At 60.9% G+C, this 15,709-nt stretch carries 20 protein-coding genes and 4 tRNA genes; 15 read left to right on the top strand and 9 right to left on the bottom strand.

The genetic code is table 11. The features are described from left to right. The 7 genes from LSO07_RS09300 (at position 1) to LSO07_RS09270 (ending at position 4,550) form a co-directional block, all read left to right on the top strand. Positions 1–441, top strand: a complete 441-nt coding sequence (locus LSO07_RS09300) for an ExbD/TolR family protein (protein ID WP_223278896.1) — start codon at positions 1–3, stop codon at positions 439–441. Positions 442–489: 48 nt separating this feature from the next. Continuing rightward, on the top strand, positions 490–1,509 hold the full coding sequence (gene tolA / locus LSO07_RS09295; protein WP_083299501.1) for a cell envelope integrity protein TolA: 1,020 nt from the start codon (positions 490–492) through the stop codon (positions 1,507–1,509). A gap of 5 nt (positions 1,510–1,514) precedes the next feature. After that, positions 1,515–2,783 (top strand): Tol-Pal system beta propeller repeat protein TolB, encoded by a 1,269-nt coding sequence (tolB, locus tag LSO07_RS09290; RefSeq protein WP_404811485.1) that lies wholly within the window; start codon positions 1,515–1,517, stop codon positions 2,781–2,783. 43 nt (positions 2,784–2,826) lie between these two features. Continuing rightward, positions 2,827–3,348, top strand: a complete 522-nt coding sequence (pal, locus tag LSO07_RS09285; RefSeq protein ID WP_034786578.1) for a peptidoglycan-associated lipoprotein Pal — start codon at positions 2,827–2,829, stop codon at positions 3,346–3,348. Between the two features lie 135 nt (positions 3,349–3,483). Then, on the top strand, positions 3,484–4,242 hold the full coding sequence (gene ybgF, locus LSO07_RS09280; protein WP_034786577.1) for a tol-pal system protein YbgF: 759 nt from the start codon (positions 3,484–3,486) through the stop codon (positions 4,240–4,242). 67 nt (positions 4,243–4,309) lie between these two features. Continuing rightward, positions 4,310–4,385, top strand: a tRNA-Lys gene (locus LSO07_RS09275). 89 nt (positions 4,386–4,474) lie between these two features. After that, positions 4,475–4,550, top strand: a tRNA-Lys gene (locus tag LSO07_RS09270). 45 nt (positions 4,551–4,595) lie between these two features. Here the strand turns inward: LSO07_RS09270 and LSO07_RS09265 are convergent. The 4 genes from LSO07_RS09265 to LSO07_RS09250 form a co-directional block, all read right to left on the bottom strand. Further along, entirely contained in the window at positions 4,596–4,895 is a 300-nt protein-coding gene (locus LSO07_RS09265; protein ID WP_151093497.1) for a BrnA antitoxin family protein, read from the bottom strand. Continuing rightward, positions 4,855–5,127 (bottom strand): BrnT family toxin, encoded by a 273-nt coding sequence (locus tag LSO07_RS09260; protein ID WP_151093495.1) that lies wholly within the window; start codon positions 5,125–5,127, stop codon positions 4,855–4,857. The genes LSO07_RS09265 and LSO07_RS09260 overlap by 41 nt, the downstream gene beginning before the upstream one ends. 83 nt (positions 5,128–5,210) lie before the next feature. Next, positions 5,211–6,341: an acyltransferase family protein gene (locus tag LSO07_RS09255; protein ID WP_151093493.1), complete on the bottom strand. Its 1,131-nt coding sequence runs from the start codon at positions 6,339–6,341 to the stop codon at positions 5,211–5,213. Positions 6,342–6,463: 122 nt separating this feature from the next. Then, positions 6,464–6,805 (bottom strand): ArsR/SmtB family transcription factor, encoded by a 342-nt coding sequence (locus LSO07_RS09250; protein WP_151093491.1) that lies wholly within the window; start codon positions 6,803–6,805, stop codon positions 6,464–6,466. 106 nt (positions 6,806–6,911) lie between these two features. Here LSO07_RS09250 and LSO07_RS09245 point away from each other — a divergent pair, with 106 nt between their 5' ends. After that, entirely contained in the window at positions 6,912–8,000 is a 1,089-nt protein-coding gene (locus LSO07_RS09245; RefSeq protein WP_151093489.1) for an NADH:flavin oxidoreductase/NADH oxidase, read from the top strand. On the opposite strand, the gene LSO07_RS09240 is transcribed toward LSO07_RS09245, so the two are convergent. Continuing rightward, the gene (locus LSO07_RS09240) at positions 7,994–8,173 is read right to left on the bottom strand and encodes a hypothetical protein (RefSeq protein WP_151093487.1); all 180 of its coding nucleotides are present in this window, start codon (positions 8,171–8,173) and stop codon (positions 7,994–7,996) included. The two genes, LSO07_RS09245 and LSO07_RS09240, sit on opposite strands and share 7 nt — an antisense overlap. Positions 8,174–8,329: 156 nt before the next feature. On the opposite strand from LSO07_RS09240, the gene LSO07_RS09235 reads away from it, so the two are divergent. Further along, a tRNA-Lys gene (locus LSO07_RS09235) sits at positions 8,330–8,405 on the top strand. 78 nt (positions 8,406–8,483) lie between these two features. Then, positions 8,484–8,559, top strand: a tRNA-Lys gene (locus LSO07_RS09230). 103 nt (positions 8,560–8,662) lie between these two features. On the opposite strand, the gene LSO07_RS09225 is transcribed toward LSO07_RS09230, so the two are convergent. Together LSO07_RS09225 and LSO07_RS09220 are read right to left on the bottom strand one after the other, a co-directional pair. Then, positions 8,663–9,346 (bottom strand): PEP-CTERM sorting domain-containing protein, encoded by a 684-nt coding sequence (locus LSO07_RS09225; protein WP_151093485.1) that lies wholly within the window; start codon positions 9,344–9,346, stop codon positions 8,663–8,665. 291 nt (positions 9,347–9,637) lie between these two features. Continuing rightward, positions 9,638–10,381, bottom strand: a complete 744-nt coding sequence (locus tag LSO07_RS09220; protein WP_225317229.1) for an AraC family transcriptional regulator — start codon at positions 10,379–10,381, stop codon at positions 9,638–9,640. 120 nt (positions 10,382–10,501) lie between these two features. Between LSO07_RS09220 and LSO07_RS09215 the strand changes: the two genes are divergently transcribed. Then, a complete protein-coding gene (locus LSO07_RS09215; protein WP_151093481.1) occupies positions 10,502–10,759 on the top strand; it encodes a hypothetical protein in 258 nt (85 codons plus the stop codon). A gap of 67 nt (positions 10,760–10,826) precedes the next feature. Continuing rightward, complete coding sequence (locus tag LSO07_RS09210; protein WP_151093479.1) at positions 10,827–11,432, top strand: IMPACT family protein; 606 nt, start codon at positions 10,827–10,829, stop codon at positions 11,430–11,432. A gap of 3 nt (positions 11,433–11,435) precedes the next feature. Here LSO07_RS09210 and LSO07_RS09205 read toward each other — a convergent pair whose 3' ends face one another. Both LSO07_RS09205 and LSO07_RS09200 read right to left on the bottom strand, forming a co-directional pair. Continuing rightward, the gene (locus tag LSO07_RS09205) at positions 11,436–11,825 is read right to left on the bottom strand and encodes a hypothetical protein (protein WP_151093477.1); all 390 of its coding nucleotides are present in this window, start codon (positions 11,823–11,825) and stop codon (positions 11,436–11,438) included. A 13-nt stretch (positions 11,826–11,838) separates the two neighbouring features. Continuing rightward, the gene (locus tag LSO07_RS09200) at positions 11,839–12,216 is read right to left on the bottom strand and encodes a nuclear transport factor 2 family protein (RefSeq protein WP_034785122.1); all 378 of its coding nucleotides are present in this window, start codon (positions 12,214–12,216) and stop codon (positions 11,839–11,841) included. A 262-nt stretch (positions 12,217–12,478) separates the two neighbouring features. Here LSO07_RS09200 and LSO07_RS09195 point away from each other — a divergent pair, with 262 nt between their 5' ends. The 3 genes from LSO07_RS09195 to LSO07_RS09185 all read left to right on the top strand — a co-directional run bounded on the left by LSO07_RS09195 (position 12,479) and on the right by LSO07_RS09185 (position 15,620). Beyond that, positions 12,479–13,879 carry an L-cystine transporter gene (locus LSO07_RS09195; protein WP_151093475.1) on the top strand — a complete coding sequence of 467 codons (1,401 nt, stop codon included), beginning with the start codon at positions 12,479–12,481 and terminating at the stop codon, positions 13,877–13,879. A gap of 80 nt (positions 13,880–13,959) precedes the next feature. Then, positions 13,960–14,724 (top strand): histidine phosphatase family protein, encoded by a 765-nt coding sequence (locus tag LSO07_RS09190; protein ID WP_034785117.1) that lies wholly within the window; start codon positions 13,960–13,962, stop codon positions 14,722–14,724. A gap of 17 nt (positions 14,725–14,741) precedes the next feature. Then, on the top strand, positions 14,742–15,620 hold the full coding sequence (locus LSO07_RS09185) for an NAD(P)H-hydrate dehydratase (protein ID WP_151093473.1): 879 nt from the start codon (positions 14,742–14,744) through the stop codon (positions 15,618–15,620). Positions 15,621–15,709: the final 89 nt, after the last annotated feature.

The following is a 15,709-nucleotide window of genomic DNA, read 5'->3' as shown; positions in this document are numbered from 1 at the left end:
ATGGGTTCCTCATTCAATAGCGGCGGCATGCGCGGTGGCCGTGGCCGCAAGTTCAAGTCCGAGATCAACGTCGTGCCGTATATCGACGTGATGCTGGTACTGCTGATCATTTTCATGGTGATGCCGTCGTCGAACAATCCCAGCGTGGTGAACTTGCCCAACGCGGAAAAGTCGGCCAAACCGCCCGATGACTATATTCAGATCGTGCTGAAGCCGAATGGTTCACTGTCGATCGGCGTCATCGGCAAGGAACAGCTGTCGCCGGAAACGGAACCGAACCGCGACGCCCTGCTGCGCAAGCTGCGCGGTTTGCATGAAAGTAATCCCGACTATCCCGTGATGATCGCGGGCGACAAGGAAAGCAAGTACGACGATGTGATCCAGCTCATTTCGGAAGCGAAAAAGATGGGCATTACCCGCGTCGGCCTGGCCACCAAGTAAGCGCAGCACCCTGTTTCCAGACTTGACCGTTTTTAGATAGACTAGACTTTGCAGAACAAACAAATCGACCATGTACTCGGCAAGCCCTACAGCGTGCCGCGCGAACGCAGCCGCTGGCCCTCGCTGGGCCTGGCGCTGGCGATGCACCTTGGGCTGCTGTTTTTCCTGTGGGTGGGCGTACACTGGCAAAATACGGAACCTGTCGCCGTCGAAGCGGAAGTGTGGGATATGAAAGTGCAGACGGCCGCGCCGCCGCCTGAAGTGGCGACGGAACCGGAGCCGACACCGGCGCCGCCGCCGGAACCGCAAGTGGAACAGCCGGCCCCGCCGCCACCGCCGCCCGTGGCAGCGCCCGAGCCGAAGGTCGACCTGCGCGAGGCGGAGATCGCCCTCGAGCGCAAGAAGGCCAAGCTGAAGGAAGAAAAAGACAAAGCGGCAGCGGAAGAACGCCGCAAGCAGGAATTGAAGGAACGCGAGGAAGAAAAGCGCGAACTGGAAAAACAGAAGCAGAAAGAAAAAGACAAGGCTGAAAAGCTGGAAAAAGAAAAGGCCGACAAGCTGGAGAAAGCCAAGGAAGCCAAAGAGAAAGAAAAAGCGGCGGAAGAAAAAGCCGAGAAAGAACTGTCCGAGAAAAAGGCAGCGGCGGAAAAAGCCGCCAAGGCGAAAAAAGCGGCGGAAGAGAAAAAAGCCGCCGACAAGGCGCGTGCCGCGGAAATGAGCCGCATCACGGGTGCGGCGGGCGCCGGCACGACGGGCACGGCCGCGAAAGCGACCGCGCCACGCAAGGACAGCGGCTATGTCGCTGCCCTGACGAGCAAGATCAAGAGCAATATCGCGTACAGCGGTAGCACGGACGTGCCGGGCAACCCGCGCGCCGTGTTCAAGATCGAGCAACTGCCAACTGGGGAAATTATTTCGGTCCGAAAGATTAAAAGTAGCGGCCTGCCGGCGTATGACAGCTCGGTGGAAAACGCCATTAATAAATCGTCGCCACTGCCGAAGAAAAAAGACGGCACCGTGGAACGCGAGATTGAACTCATATTCGAGATGAAGGATTTGCCTAAATGATGACCATGAAAAAAATGAGCTATGTCGTGCTCTGCGCCAGCCTGGTGCTGGGAGCGTCAAGCGCCCAGGCGCAGCTGCGCGTGGAGATTACGGGGATCGGCAGCAACCAGATCCCGGTGGCTGTCTCCAGCTTCGTCAATGAATCGGCGGCGCCGCAATCGCTGTCGGGCATTATCAAGGCCGACCTGGCGCGCAGCGGCGTGTTCAAGCTGATCGACGCCGATGCGCCCGTATCGGAAACGGCGCCCGTCAGCTACGAACAGTGGAAGTCGCGCGGCGCCGACGCGCTGGCGGCCGGCACCGTGCAAAGCATGGCCGATGGCCGCCTGGACGTGCGCTACAAGCTGTTCGACACCATCAAGGGCGCCCAGATCTCCAGCATGAACAATGCGGCCGCGCCGCAGTTCAACCGCTTGCTGGCGCACAAGATCGCCGATGACATCTATGAAAAACTGACAGGCGTCAAGGGCGCGTTCGCCACGCGCATCGCCTACGTCACGCAATCGGGCCGCGAATACCGCCTGGAAGTGGCCGACGCCGATGGCGAAGGCATCCAGGTCGCCCTGCGCTCGAACGAACCGATCATTTCGCCGTCGTGGTCGCCGGATGGCACCAAGGTCGCGTATGTGTCGTTTGAAAAGAAAAAGCCGATTGTCTACGTGCAAAATCTGGTGACGCGCCAGCGCACCATCGTGTCGAATGAAAAAGGCAGCAATTCGGCGCCGAGCTGGAGCCCGGACGGCTCGCGCCTGGCCGTGGCCCTGTCGCGCGATGGCCATACCCAGGTCTACACCGTCAATGCCGACGGCAGCGGCTTGCGCCGCGTCAGCAGCAGCAGCGGCATCGATACGGAACCTCAATTCTCGGCCGATGGCCAAAGCATTTACTTCACCAGCGATCGCAGCGGCGGACCACAAATCTACCGCATGTCGGTCAGCGGCGGCGAAGCCAAGCGCGTGACGTTTGGCGGCTCCTACAATATCAGCCCGCGGATTTCATCCGACGGGAAGACACTCGCTTATATTTCCCGTCGCGACGGCAATTTCCAGCTCTACGCGCTTGACCTGGCTAGTGGCCAGGAACTGCGCCTGTCGGACACCGCCAACGACGAATCACCGAGCTTTTCGCCCAACGGGAAATATATCATGTACGCGACCGAATCCGGACGACGCAAGTCGCTGGCAGTGGTATCGGTGGATGGCCGCGTCAAACAGCGTTTGACTACGCAAGCTGGCAATATCAAGGAGCCCACCTGGGGTCCTTTTATGAAGTAAATGCTGTACAGTTTCACCTTTAACCATGACCCGGAGAATAAAAATGAGTAACTTTAAAAGTTTGGCTTTCATCGCCGCTACCGCAGCCCTGCTGTCCGCCTGCAGCACCCCAGTCAAAGTCGCAGAAACCCCAGTGGTTGAGCGCGCTCCTGAAAAAGTCGTTGCTCCAGTTGACACCCGTCAAGTTCAGCCAGTGACGACCGCATCGGTCGATCCACTGGACGATCCAAAAGGCGTGCTGGCTAACCGCAGCATCTACTTCGACTTCGACAAGTACGTCGTGCGCGAAGCGGACACCCCAGTCGTGCAAAACCACGCTGGCTACCTGGTGAAAACGCCTAGCCGCAAGATCCTGATCCAAGGTAACACCGATGAACGCGGTGGCGCTGAGTACAATCTGGCCCTGGGTCAGAAACGTGCTGAAGCCGTGCGCAAGTCGATGGCCGCCCTGGGCGTGCCAGAAGGCCAAATGGAAGCCGTGTCGCTGGGCAAAGAAAAGCCTAAAGCTCAAGGCAGCAACGAAGCAGCATGGGCAGAAAACCGCCGCGCTGACATCGTTTATTGATGTTCAGGGGTGAGCGCCGCAGCATTGACGCTTACCTAACTGGCCAGTCATAGGCATAATAATGGGGCGCAGCGCGGTGATTCACCGCCCGGCGCCCCGTTTGCATGTTTTGCGTAACCTTTGAAAGCCCGACCCATGATGACATTCTCGAAAGCCGGCGTCGCCGCCGCCTTGATGGCCGCGTTTGCCTACCTGCCCCTGCACGCCAACGCCGCCCTGTTCGACGACGACGAAGCACGCAAGGCCATCCTCGAGCTGCGCGCCAAGGTCGACGCCATGGCGCGCGACCTGAACAGCCGCATCGACACCAAGGCGGACAAGACCAGCACCTTGAGCCTGATCAACCAGCACGACCAGACCATGCAAGAGATCGCTCGCCTGCGCGGCCAGATCGAAGTGCTCGGTAACGACCTGGCGAATGTGCAAAAGCGCCAGAAGGATTTCTACACCGACATCGACGCGCGCCTGCGCAAGCTCGAGCCGCGCCAGGTCACCATCGACGGCCAGGAAGCGGCCGTGGGCGTCTCCGAGCAAAGCGCGTACGAATCCGCGTTCGGCCTGTTCAAGTCGGGCGACTACAAGGGCGCCGTCACGGCGCTGGACGGCTTCGTGAAACGCTACCCGGAATCGGCCTACGCGGCCAACGCGCAATACTGGCTGGGCAACGCCTATTACGCCCAGCGCGACTGCAAGAGCGCCATCACGGCCCAGCAGGCAGTGCTGAAGAACTACCCGGATAGCCCGAAGGCGGCCGATGCCATGCTCAACATCGCCAGCTGCTACACGGAGCTGAAAGACAAGCCGAACGCGACCAAGACGCTGAACGCGCTGATCTCGCGCTACCCGGACTCCAGCGCGGCCCAGGCGGCCAAGGAACGGGGCGGCAAAAAGTAAAAGCGGGGAAAAAGTTGCCCGTTAGGTTTGACAGAATCCCGGGCACCCCCTATAATCTTTCTTCTTCGGGTCGTTAGCTCAGCTGGTAGAGCAGCGGACTTTTAATCCGTTGGTCGCAGGTTCGAATCCCGCACGGCCTACCACGAATACGCAGTACTGATCTGCTTGCGAGTTGTTATAGCAAGCATTTTTTTACGGCACAGTGTTACCGAAGTTGTTGTAAAAAGTTTTTGGGTCGTTAGCTCAGCTGGTAGAGCAGCGGACTTTTAATCCGTTGGTCGCAGGTTCGAATCCCGCACGGCCTACCAAATTCTACAGAGAAGCCAACCGTTCGCGGTTGGCTTTTTTGTTTTCTAGGTTTGCCTGGATCGCAGCCACTCCTTCAGCGCCTCATTCATGCGCGTTTGCCACCCATCACCGGTGGCCTTGAAGGCGTCGAGAATCTCTGCATCGAAGCGTATGGTCGTGCTGACCTTGCCGCCAGTGCCAGCGGGTCTGCCGCGGCGGCGTGCCGCTTCCTGCCGCGCGTCGGGACGGGAAACGGGCTTGTCGCCCACTTGCCAGACACCCTGCTCGAAAAAACCGTCCGTCAATTCAGGCGCATCGTCGGGATCAACCCAGGCTTTGCTTGTATTTGTCGATTTCGCGTTCATTTGCCTTCCTCATGCTGATGATTCTGCGCGCCCGGCCACGCGGCGTCCAGACCAGTACAACCAGGCGCTCGTCGAGCCAGCCTGCAGTGATGAAGCGGGGTTCGCCGCAGTCCTGGCGCTGGTCCGGCAGCGTAATGGTGAGCCCGTCAAACACTACACGCGCACGCGCAAAGTCGAGACCACGCTCCCTGAGCGTCTTTTCACGCTTGACAGCATCAAAAGTGATTCTCATTATTTATTGTAGTAACAAATAATAGAAACAGCCAGCCCTGTTTCGCGAGCAAGGGCGCCATCGGGACTGCTACATCGCCACCCTTAACGCGACGCCAACGCCGGCCTGCCGGCAAGATGCGCCAGCACACCACCCATCACCCGCCCCAGCGGCACCTCCACCCAGCGGTAAAACGCGGCGCCGGCCGCCAGGCTGGCAGCCCAGGCTGTAAGCATGCCCAGCGCTTGCCATTCCGGCTCGAGCGGCACATACGTGATGAACAAGGCATTCACCAGCAGGCTGACGGGGAAGTGGACGAGAAACACGGCATACGAGATCCGCCCCAGCGCATTGATGATGTTCCAGGCGCCGCCTTGGGATGGCGTGCGGGCGCGGCCGAACAGGAACAGGGCGCAGGCGACGATCAGGGCCAGGGCTATGCGGCTACGGTAATCGATGGCCAGGGCCAGCAGGACGGGCACTGCGGCCATGGCCATGAGCGCGGTCATGGCGCCGGGTTTGCGGGCCGGATCGCTGGCCCACCAGGCCAGCATGCCAAGGCCATAGCTGCCGAAGAAATACGGCGCCCAATTGTCCCAGTCCGCGTCGAGATTGAAATACAGCAGGGAAAAGGTGATGCCCGCGGTGACGGCCAACGGCATCAGCCAGTGCCCGCGCCGCTGGCCCGCCAGGCGGCCGCCCAACCACAACAGCGATACCGTCAGCAGGTACAGCTGGAAATCGATGGCCACGTACCAGGCGCCGGCGGACAGCGACTCATAACCGAGCACGCCATGCAGCAACAAGGCATGGGCGCTCAGCTGGCCCAGGGTGACGGCGGCCGACATGGAGTCATGCATCATCCAGATGCCGGCGACCGGCGTAATCACGGCGGCGAGCAAGGTGGCAGCCAGGAAAGGCGGCGCCAGCTTGGCATAGCGGCGCCAGATCGCCTGTAGCGGGGTGGCGATGCCGGGGCGGCCGGCGGGTGACAGGGATTTGGCGACGAGAAAGCCGCCGATGACGAGAAACACTTGCACGGCGATGCGCGCACTGCCGCCCAGCCAGTCCAGCAATGCGGGCCACATGGGCTGCACATAGTCGGACATGGGGCCGTAAAACGCCAGGTGATGCAACACGATCAACTGCGCCGCGCCTGCCTTCAAACCATTGATCCAGCCAAACTGCGGACGATTTGCCAGGTCCGCCTGTGATACCACTGCTGCTGCCGTCATTCCCATCCCTTGCCGTGCCAGGTAGCGTCGCCAGCCCATCGCGCAACAGGCGCGCGGCCGGGGACTTACCGAAAGGCCGATATCATAGCCGAGCCTGGAAGATGGCGGGGCACGGCAGGCCGCTACACGCCCTGCCCGCCCGCGTCCGGCGCCTTGGGCGCCAATGGCTGCTGCGCCAAGATGGCGTCCAGCAAGCCGGGGAAGCGGCTTTCGATATCGGCGCGGCGCAAGGTATTCATGTGCGTCGTGCCCGCGTTTTCCGTATAGACGAGGCCCGCTTCGCGCAAGACCTTGAAATGGTGGGAAACGGTCGACTTCGGCCGTCCGCCGTCGAGGTCGCCGCAAGCGGCCGCGTCGACTCTGGCCAGGTGGCGCACGATGTCGAGGCGAATGGAGTCGCTCAAGGCGTAGAGCACGCGTTCAAGCACGAATTCGCTGGCGGGAGGATGTTTGTGTGGGCGCATGAGCAGAATCATACAGCATGCGCTATACTAATTCCATTCTTCGAATATTTACGAACTAACGAATCAGTATTCCCCAATACTTCCACCAACAAACACAAAGGCCACCATGTCCGCCCTCTTCCAGCCCTACACCCTCAAAGGCATCACCCTGCGCAACCGCATCGCCGTGCCGCCGATGTGTCAATACATGGCCGTCGATGGCCAGGCCAACGACTGGCATCTGTCGCACTATGCGGGCATGGCCCGTGGCGGCGCCGGCCTGGTGATCGTCGAAGCGACGGCCGTGGCGCCCGAAGGCCGCATCACACCAGGCTGCACGGGCATCTGGAACGATGACCTGGCGCAAGCCTTCGTGCCTGTCGTGAAGGCCATCAAGGCGGCCGGCTCCGTGCCCGGCATCCAGATCGCCCACGCGGGCCGCAAGGCCAGCGCCAACCGCCCATGGGAAGGCGACGACCATATCGCTGAGGGCGACGCACGCGGCTGGCAAACCATCGCCCCGTCCGCCATCGCCTTTGGCGGCGGCCTGCCGAAAGTGCCGCGCGCCATGGACCTCGACGATATCGCCCGGGTGAAGCAGAACTTCGTCGACGCGGCCGTGCGCGCCCGCGAAGTGGGCTTCGAATGGCTGGAACTGCACTTCGCCCACGGCTACCTGGCGCAAAGCTTCTTTTCAGCCCACTCGAATCAGCGCGACGACATCTATGGCGGCAGCGTGGAAAACCGCAGCCGCTTCCTGCTGGAAACCTTGAAAGCCGTGCGCGAAGTGTGGCCCGAGCACCTGCCGCTGACGATCCGCTTCGGCGTGCTGGAATTCGATGGCCGCGACGAGCAAACCCTGCTCGAATCGATAGCCCTCGTGCGCCAGTTCAAGGATGCCGGCATGGATATGCTCAGCGTCAGCATGGGCTTCACGATTCCCGACGTGGCGATTCCGTGGGGTCCGGCCTTCATGGGTCCGATTGCCGAGCGCGTGCGCCGCGAAGCGGGCGTGCCCGTCTCGTCCGCCTGGGGCTTCGGCACGCCGGCCATCGCCGAGCGCGTCGTCAAGGAAGAACAGCTGGACGTGGTGATGGTGGGCAAGGCGCACCTGGCCAATCCGCACTGGGCATATTTTGCCGCCAAGGAGCTCGGCGTCGAGCGCGCCTCGTGGACCCTGCCGGCGCCCTACGCGCACTGGCTGGAACGCTACTGATCGTCCTTCGTCTGCGTCGCCGGATGCCCTTCCAGGGGCAATTCCGGCAGGAACAGCAGGAAGACCAGTCCCACCAGCAGCACGGCGCCGGCAGCAAACACGCTGGCGATGGCATGACAGCACGCCGCGCGTGACCAGTCCCGGATGGCGCGGAAAATGATCAGTTCCCTCATGTTCTGCACCAGCGCTCGGGAACGGCGACGTGAAGGTCTTTGGTAGTATAAATGGAAGGTTGCCTATGCACGTTGGACCGCGCATGACGCCCATGCCAGGTTTTTCCACCCCGGCCCTTCCCAAAACCGCCGTTGGCCGTCATAATAGCCGCCCTTGGGTCGTTAGCTCAGCTGGTAGAGCAGCGGACTTTTAATCCGTTGGTCGCAGGTTCGAATCCCGCACGGCCTACCAAGAATTTGTGGTTTGTTTGCATGCCGTCATGGCAAGCGATACCGCACAGTGTTACCGCAGCAAGTAGTCAAAGTTTTTGGGTCGTTAGCTCAGCTGGTAGAGCAGCGGACTTTTAATCCGTTGGTCGCAGGTTCGAATCCCGCACGGCCTACCAAATACTTCAGAGAAGCCAACCGTTCGCGGTTGGCTTTTTTCATTTCCTATCTAAGCAGATACATTGAAGGCTTGCCGTATGCCTCCAAATCCTCTCGCATATTTCAAGCCATATCAAACTTCACACCATGCTTGCGTCTTGCGCGCAACACAAGCACAACCACTCCCACAAAAAACATGCCGTAAGTGCTAGGTTCAGGAACGGGAGATACCAACGATCCATTTAACGTAATTTCGCCAATAGAATATAAAGGATCCGATGCTACTTTTGTCTTGAAACCACTGATTGTGATCACATCGGTAGCAACACCTTCTAACGCAGTACCTGCAAAACTGAAGCGATTATTACAAAGATAGGAACTGCATCGTGGCCCCCAGTTCGGCGAATCCATGTATAACGACTGCCCACCAAAGCTAACGGTAGCGCCGGATAAATTACCGGCAGAACCATTCCATGCATACAACATGCTATAAAAATTCATTTCACTGACAATGGTTTTGCCAGATAAGTGCAAGGTAATTATCGGATTTTCAGGGGCATAAATGAATTGAGTACTCTCAATACTATTCGGAATAACTCCGTCGTTCAGCGAACCGCTACCACCGGTGTAATTATAATTCCAGTTCGATCCGGGGGTCGCTGGGGTAATTTCCCCATTATAGTTGTTACTCCAGTGCCCTGCATTCTGCGCGCGCCCATTAGTTATATCATAAGTAACGATCGTTTGAGCGTTGACAGACGCGCATGACAGCGCCATAAAAATCACTGAGGCTTTCAAGAGATTCATTTTTTAAATTTTCCAATATTTATATTTTAAACATGATAGCCTTGATAAAAAATACTATCAATTATCATTTAATTACTACCAATTATTAAAATAAAACTTGACTTAATAAACAAAAATATACTACGCCATCACATTAAAAAAGTCACTTCATTAAAATCGACAAAGTTCGATGGATTTAATGCTTAAAAAAATAATGGCATTGACCAGAAAAAGGTGATTCGGATCGAGGCCAAGTCCAGCATTCGTACACGACTTTAGCCTTGGCCGTCTCCATCTGCAGCAAGTTGCGCTTTACCAAATACCGATATTGCTCGATTCACTGCCATCCATTTCCCCATACCTGCCCGGCGTCACCCCCATCACCCGCTTGAACATGGCGATGAAGGCGCTGACGTTGTCGTAGCCCAGGTCCAGCGCAATCGTCGTGACGGGCTGGCCGGCGGCCAATAACTCCAGGGCGCGCAGGATGCGGGCGCGCTGGCGCCAGGCGGACGGAGTAAAGCCTGTCTCCAGCGTAAAACGGCGCGCCAGGGTGCGCGGCGAGACGCCGGCCCAGGCGGCCAGCGCTTCCACGCCCCGCTCGTCGGCCAGGTCATCGAGCACGGCGCGCGCCACGCGCAGCAGGCGCGGGTCCGTGGGTAGCGACAGACCGAACGGCTCGTGCGGCGCGGCGGCGATCTCGTCGAGGATCACGCCCGCCACCCTGGCCTGCCGCGCATCGAGCGCACCCTCGTCCCAGGCGCTGGCGCGGCCCACCGCTTCGCGCAGCAAGCCCGAGACACGCATCACGCACGGTGCGGCAGGCAGACCGCTGCAACTGGCCTCGTCCACATACACGCTCCAGCCCGCAAACGGGCCATGCGAACGCAGCCCATGCACGTGATGGGGCGGCATCCACACACAATGGCTGGCCGGCACCACCCATTGCCCACTGTCGGCGGCAACGGAAAGCAAGCCCCGCATGGCGCCGAACAGCTGGCCGCTGGCATGGCGGTGCGCCGCCGTCACCCGCTCCTGCGGCTGGACAATGCGCATGGCGCGCAGCGGCGACGCTGGAAAAATTGGCGGATTTGACGTATCGAATGACATAAACAACGCAGGCAAGACAATCCCGCCATCATACAGTGGAGTCTTTCCATCGTTCAGGAGTTCACCATGCGTGCAGAAGACGTATTAGCGGATCAACAAAACCAGGGCCAGTTCAATGGCGTCACTGTACGCAAGGGAACGGTGGGGGCCTTCCTGGCCAACGCTCGGCTATGGCTGGACGAGACCAGCAGCGACGCCGACCGGAGCAGCGCCGAGCGCGACATTATTGAAGCGCTGCCCGCCCTGCACGCGCTGGGACTGTTCGACATCGTGCAAGTGCGCGATGCGGCGCTGCGCGAACTGGTATCGCCATCGGGCGCCTAGGCGGCACCGGCTCGTCGCCGGCGCGCATTTCCTCTATCATGCTGCTTTGCCCGCCTTCGCACCCGCCATGCCGTTTACCATTGCCGCCCCCGTCCACAGCGAACTGATCATCAAGAAAAGCCGTTTCATCGGTTGCGTGCAGCCGATGACGGACCGTGCCAGCGCGCAGCAGGTGGTCAATGACTTGAAGGCGCAGCATCCGGGCGCCTGCCATGTGTGCTGGGCGCTGCTGGCGGGAGGGCAGTCGGCGGCCGTCGATGATGGCGAACCGAGCGGCACGGCCGGGCGGCCCATGCTCGACGTGCTGCGCCACCAGGACCTGGAAGGCGTGCTGGCGACGGTGGTGCGCTACTTTGGCGGGATCAAGCTGGGCGCGGGCGGTCTCGTGCGGGCCTACACGGATAGCGTGGCGCAAGCGCTGCTGCAGGCGGAAAAGACGGCCATCGTGCGCCAGCGTACCCTGCGTTGCACGGTGCCGTATGCGATGGAAGGCATGCTGCGCCGCGAACTAGACGGCGCCGGCGCCACCTTGCTGAACGTGGAACACGGCGCAGACGTACTGTTCGACTTCAGCCTGGCGGAAGCGGCGGCCACCGCCCTGCTGGCCCATCTGGATGAGGCAGGCAATGGACGGATAGCCTGGCTGAAAGCAGAAGCCGAAGAGGAAGAATAAAACTTACAAGTTGCCAGGGCGCTTGATCTGCTGCAAGATGAAATGCGTCCACGCCAGCGCCGGCAGCACCATCAACAGCAGCATCAGTCCGGCCGGCATGTCCGGCACGAAACGTACGAAGCAACCGAGAAAACCGGCGATGGCCAGCCAGAAGCGCCAGTTGAATGCATACGCCTTGCGCGCCACCGTTGCCAGGGCGATGCGCCAGAATTCCAGCAAGGCCCACAGGCCGGCCGTCAGCAGCAACGCGGCCAGCGCATTGGCGCCGGGGGCGTCGGCCCAGGTGCGCACCAGGTTGTACAACAGCACGGGATAGCCGGCCGTGATGGCCAAGGTGGCCGGGCCGGCGGCGATGACAGCTTCCAACAGCTGCCCTTTGGAACGATGATCCACTAACTCTTGCTCCTCAAGCCACGACGCCGGAATGGGCGGCTATCACTTGCAGCGCGCCGGCCGCATCCTGCGCCCAGACGCGCGTAAAACGGAAGTCGCCATGCGTTTCCACGTCGTGATAGCTGCCCGTCAAGTGCATGCGCACGGAGACGACGGCCACGTTGCCAGTGACACGCACATGGCGCTCGGACGCGCGCAAGTCCGTGATGGTCAGCAGCCGCTGCTCGTGCGCGGCCAGGTCCGCATGTTTGCTCAGCAGATGACCCAGGTGATTCGTAAACAACAAGTCATCGGCCAGCAACACATTCAGTACAGCCACATCGGAGGCCATCATGGCCAGGCGCAAGCGTTCTTCCGCATCGAGTACCTGTACTTCCGTTAAAGCATTCATCTTTTTCCTTGAAATAATTGGCACGACGTTAATAAATAAGCAAAACATGCTTGCATGAAATCTTCTTTTTCACAATCCGCCGGAAGACTTATGCCTGTGGAGCATATTTATATAGCGTAATATTCGCAGCGGTATTGCGCAAAACGCCACCATAGTACTGTACAGTGCTTGCCCTTCAGCCCCGGGCTGGGGCAGCTGTCAGTTGCAGTACTGTTTTATGTGCTCCGTGCAGTCTCGAATAAAACCAAGATAAGGCCCCTTCATGGCAATTAACATCATCCTGAACCTGCTCGTTGCGTTGCTCGTCTTCGCTTTCATGTTCCACCAGCAACGCAAACACGCGACATTTACCGTGCGCGTCTTTACAGGCCTGGGCCTGGGCGTGCTGCTCGGTGCGGCCGTGCAGTGGCTGTACGGCGCCGGCTCGCCCATCATCGCCGGCACCAATGAATACATCGACATCGTCGGCAGCGGCTACGTCAAATTGCTGCAGATGATCATCATGCCGCTGATCATGGTCTCGATCATTTCCGCCATTCTAAAGCTCAAGGATGCAAGTTCCCTGGGCAAGATCAGTGCGCTGACCATCGGCACCCTGCTCATCACCACGACCATCGCCGCCGCGCTGGGCATCCTGATGGCCAAGCTGTTCGGCCTGACGGCTGTCGGCCTGACGTCGAGCGCCGCCGAAGTGGCGCGCGGCGTGCAGCTGCAAGGCTCGCTGGAAACGGCGAAGGCCCTGTCGCTGCCGAAACTGCTGGTCAGCTTCGTGCCGACCAACCCCTTCCTCGACATGACGGGCGCGCGCAAGACGTCGACCATCGCCGTGGTGGTGTTCTCCATCTTCATCGGCATCTCGGCCACGGGCATCGCCGCGAAAAAGCCGGAAATCTTCGCGTCCTTCGAAAACTTCATGAAAGTGGCGCACGCCATCGTCATGCGCATGGTCACCCTGGTGCTGCGCCTGACGCCGTACGGCGTATTCGCGCTGATGTTTGAAGTGGTGGCGTCGTCGAGCTACACGGACATCTTGAAACTGATCAACTTCGTCGTCGCCTCGTACAGCGCGCTGATATTGATGTTCCTCGTGCACCTGGCCATCATCGCCGGCGTTGGCCTCAATCCGCTGCGCTTCGTGAAAAAAGTCTTCCCCGTGCTGGCCTTCGCGTTTACCTCGCGCACCAGCGCCGGTTCGATCCCGATGAGCGTGCAGACGCAGACGCAGCGCCTGGGCACGCCGGAAGGCATCGCCAACTTCGCCGCCTCGTTCGGTTCGACCATCGGCCAGAACGGCTGCGCCGGCATCTATCCCGCCATGCTGGCCGTCATGATCGCTCCCACCGTCGGCGTCGACCCGTTCACGATCAGCTTCCTGCTGCCCTTGCTGGCCATCATCACCATCGGTTCCGTCGGCGTGGCCGGCGTGGGCGGCGGCGCCACGTTTGCCGCCCTGATCGTGCTGTCGGCGATGGACTTGCCCGTTGCGCTGGCCGGCTTGCTGATCTCCGTCGAACCGCTGATCGACATGGGCCGCACGGCCCTGAACGTGAGCGGCTCGATCACGGCCGGCACCGTCACCAGCCGGGTCATGGGACAAACCGACCTGGCCGTCTACAACAGCGACGACGCACCCGACTTGGACGAAGCGGAACACGCCGCCTAAGCAGCAGTCCAGCGGCGCGCCGCGCCTTGCCGCTTTCGTCTATATTTATTAACAATAAATACAGAGGAAGGCGCAAGGCGATGGAACAGAAATGGCCGCAGCAAATCTGGATCGTGCGTCACGGCCAAAGTGCCGGCAACGTGGCGCGCGATGCCGCAGAAGCGGAAAAGCAGTTATTGATCGCCATCGCCGAGCGCGATGTCGACGTCCCCCTCTCCGAGCTGGGCGCGCGCCAGGCGCAAGCCCTGGGCGACTGGTTCGCCACCCTCCCCCCTGAACAACAACCGACCGTGGTGCTGTATTCGCCGTATGTGCGGGCCCAGCAGACGGCGCAAGCCGTGCTGGCGCGCATCGATGCGGACAGCCTCGCCTCCGTGGTGGCCGACGAGCGCCTGCGCGAAAAGGAATTCGGTATCCTCGACCGCCTGACCGTGCACGGCATCGCCAGCAAGTACCCGGAACTGCACGAACAGCGCCAGCACGTCGGCAAATTTTACTTCCGTCCGCCGGGCGGCGAAAGCTGGTGCGACGTCATCCTGCGCCTGCGCAGCGTGCTCGACACCATCACCCGCGAATACCGGGGAGAGCGGGTGCTGATCGTCGGCCACCAGGTCATCGTCAACTGTTTCCGCTACCTGCTCGAGCGCTGCGACGAGCACGCCATCCTGGCCATCGACAAGGCCGCCGACGTGCCCAACTGCGGCGTTACCTCCTACGCCTTCAACCCCGCCCTGGGCAAGCACGGCAAGCTGCAGCTGGACCTGTGCAACTTCGTCGCGCCGCTGGAAGCGGCCGGCACACCCGTTACCGCGCAGCCCGACATGCCGGCCGCGCCCAAGTCCTAGTTTTTTCGGAGTCACGCATGGACACCACCGCCATCACCCCATCCCTGCTGCGCTCCTGGCCCCTGCCCATGCCGCAGCCCGACGGCGACAAGGAAGTGCGCGGCCACCTGCTGATCGTTGCCGGCTCGGCGGAAATGCCGGGCGCCATCCTGCTGGCGGCCACGGCAGCGCTGCGCGCGGGCGCCGGCAAGCTGACCCTGGCGACGGGCGCATCGGTGGCGGCGCAGGTAGCCGTTGCCATGCCCGAGGCGCGGGTCATTGGCCTGGACGAGACGGCGCTGGGCGGCTTCCGGCATGAGGCGCAACACCATCTGGCGCCACTGGCCGGCAAGGTGGACGCCGTCCTCGTCGGGCCAGGCATGTGCGACACGGCCGCCAGCTGCGAGCTGATGCGCCACCTGCTGCCCCTGTTTGCCGGCAGCCGCCTCATTCTCGACGCCTGCGCCATGCAGGTCGTGCGCAAGCCCGCGCACTTCCGTTTTGAGCAAGCCGTGCTGCTGACGCCGCACGCGGGCGAACTGGCCCAGTTGCTGGGCCTGTCGAAAGACGCCGTGCTGGCCGACCCGCATGCCTGCGCCGTGGACGCGGCGCGGCGCTGGAACGCCATCGTCGTCCTGAAAGGCGCACTGACCGTCATCGCCATGCCTGACGGCACCAGCTGGACGCATGCAGGCGGCAATATCGGCCTGGCCATTTCCGGTTCCGGCGACACCCTGGCCGGCATCATCACGGGCCTGGCCGCGCGCGGGGCGCCGTTGGAGCAGGCGTGCGCCTGGGGCATCGCCCTGCATGCGCTGGCAGGCGAACAGCTGGCCCTGCGCTTCGGCAGGCTCGGCTACCTGGCACGCGAAATCCCGGCCGAGATTCCCGCCCTGCTGCGCCATCTGGCCGCATGAACGGCGCGGCGTGGAAACAACAGCATAAGCATATCCAGAAAGAATCGTTAGCGCCGGCGGGCGCCTCCCTTAAGCTCATTGCAACTGTT

Origin of the sequence: Janthinobacterium sp. PLB04, assembly GCF_021165895.1 — a bacterium.
Taxonomy (GTDB): Bacteria; Pseudomonadota; Gammaproteobacteria; order Burkholderiales; family Burkholderiaceae_D; genus Janthinobacterium; species Janthinobacterium lividum.
This window is presented reverse-complemented; position numbering and strand designations above follow the sequence as displayed.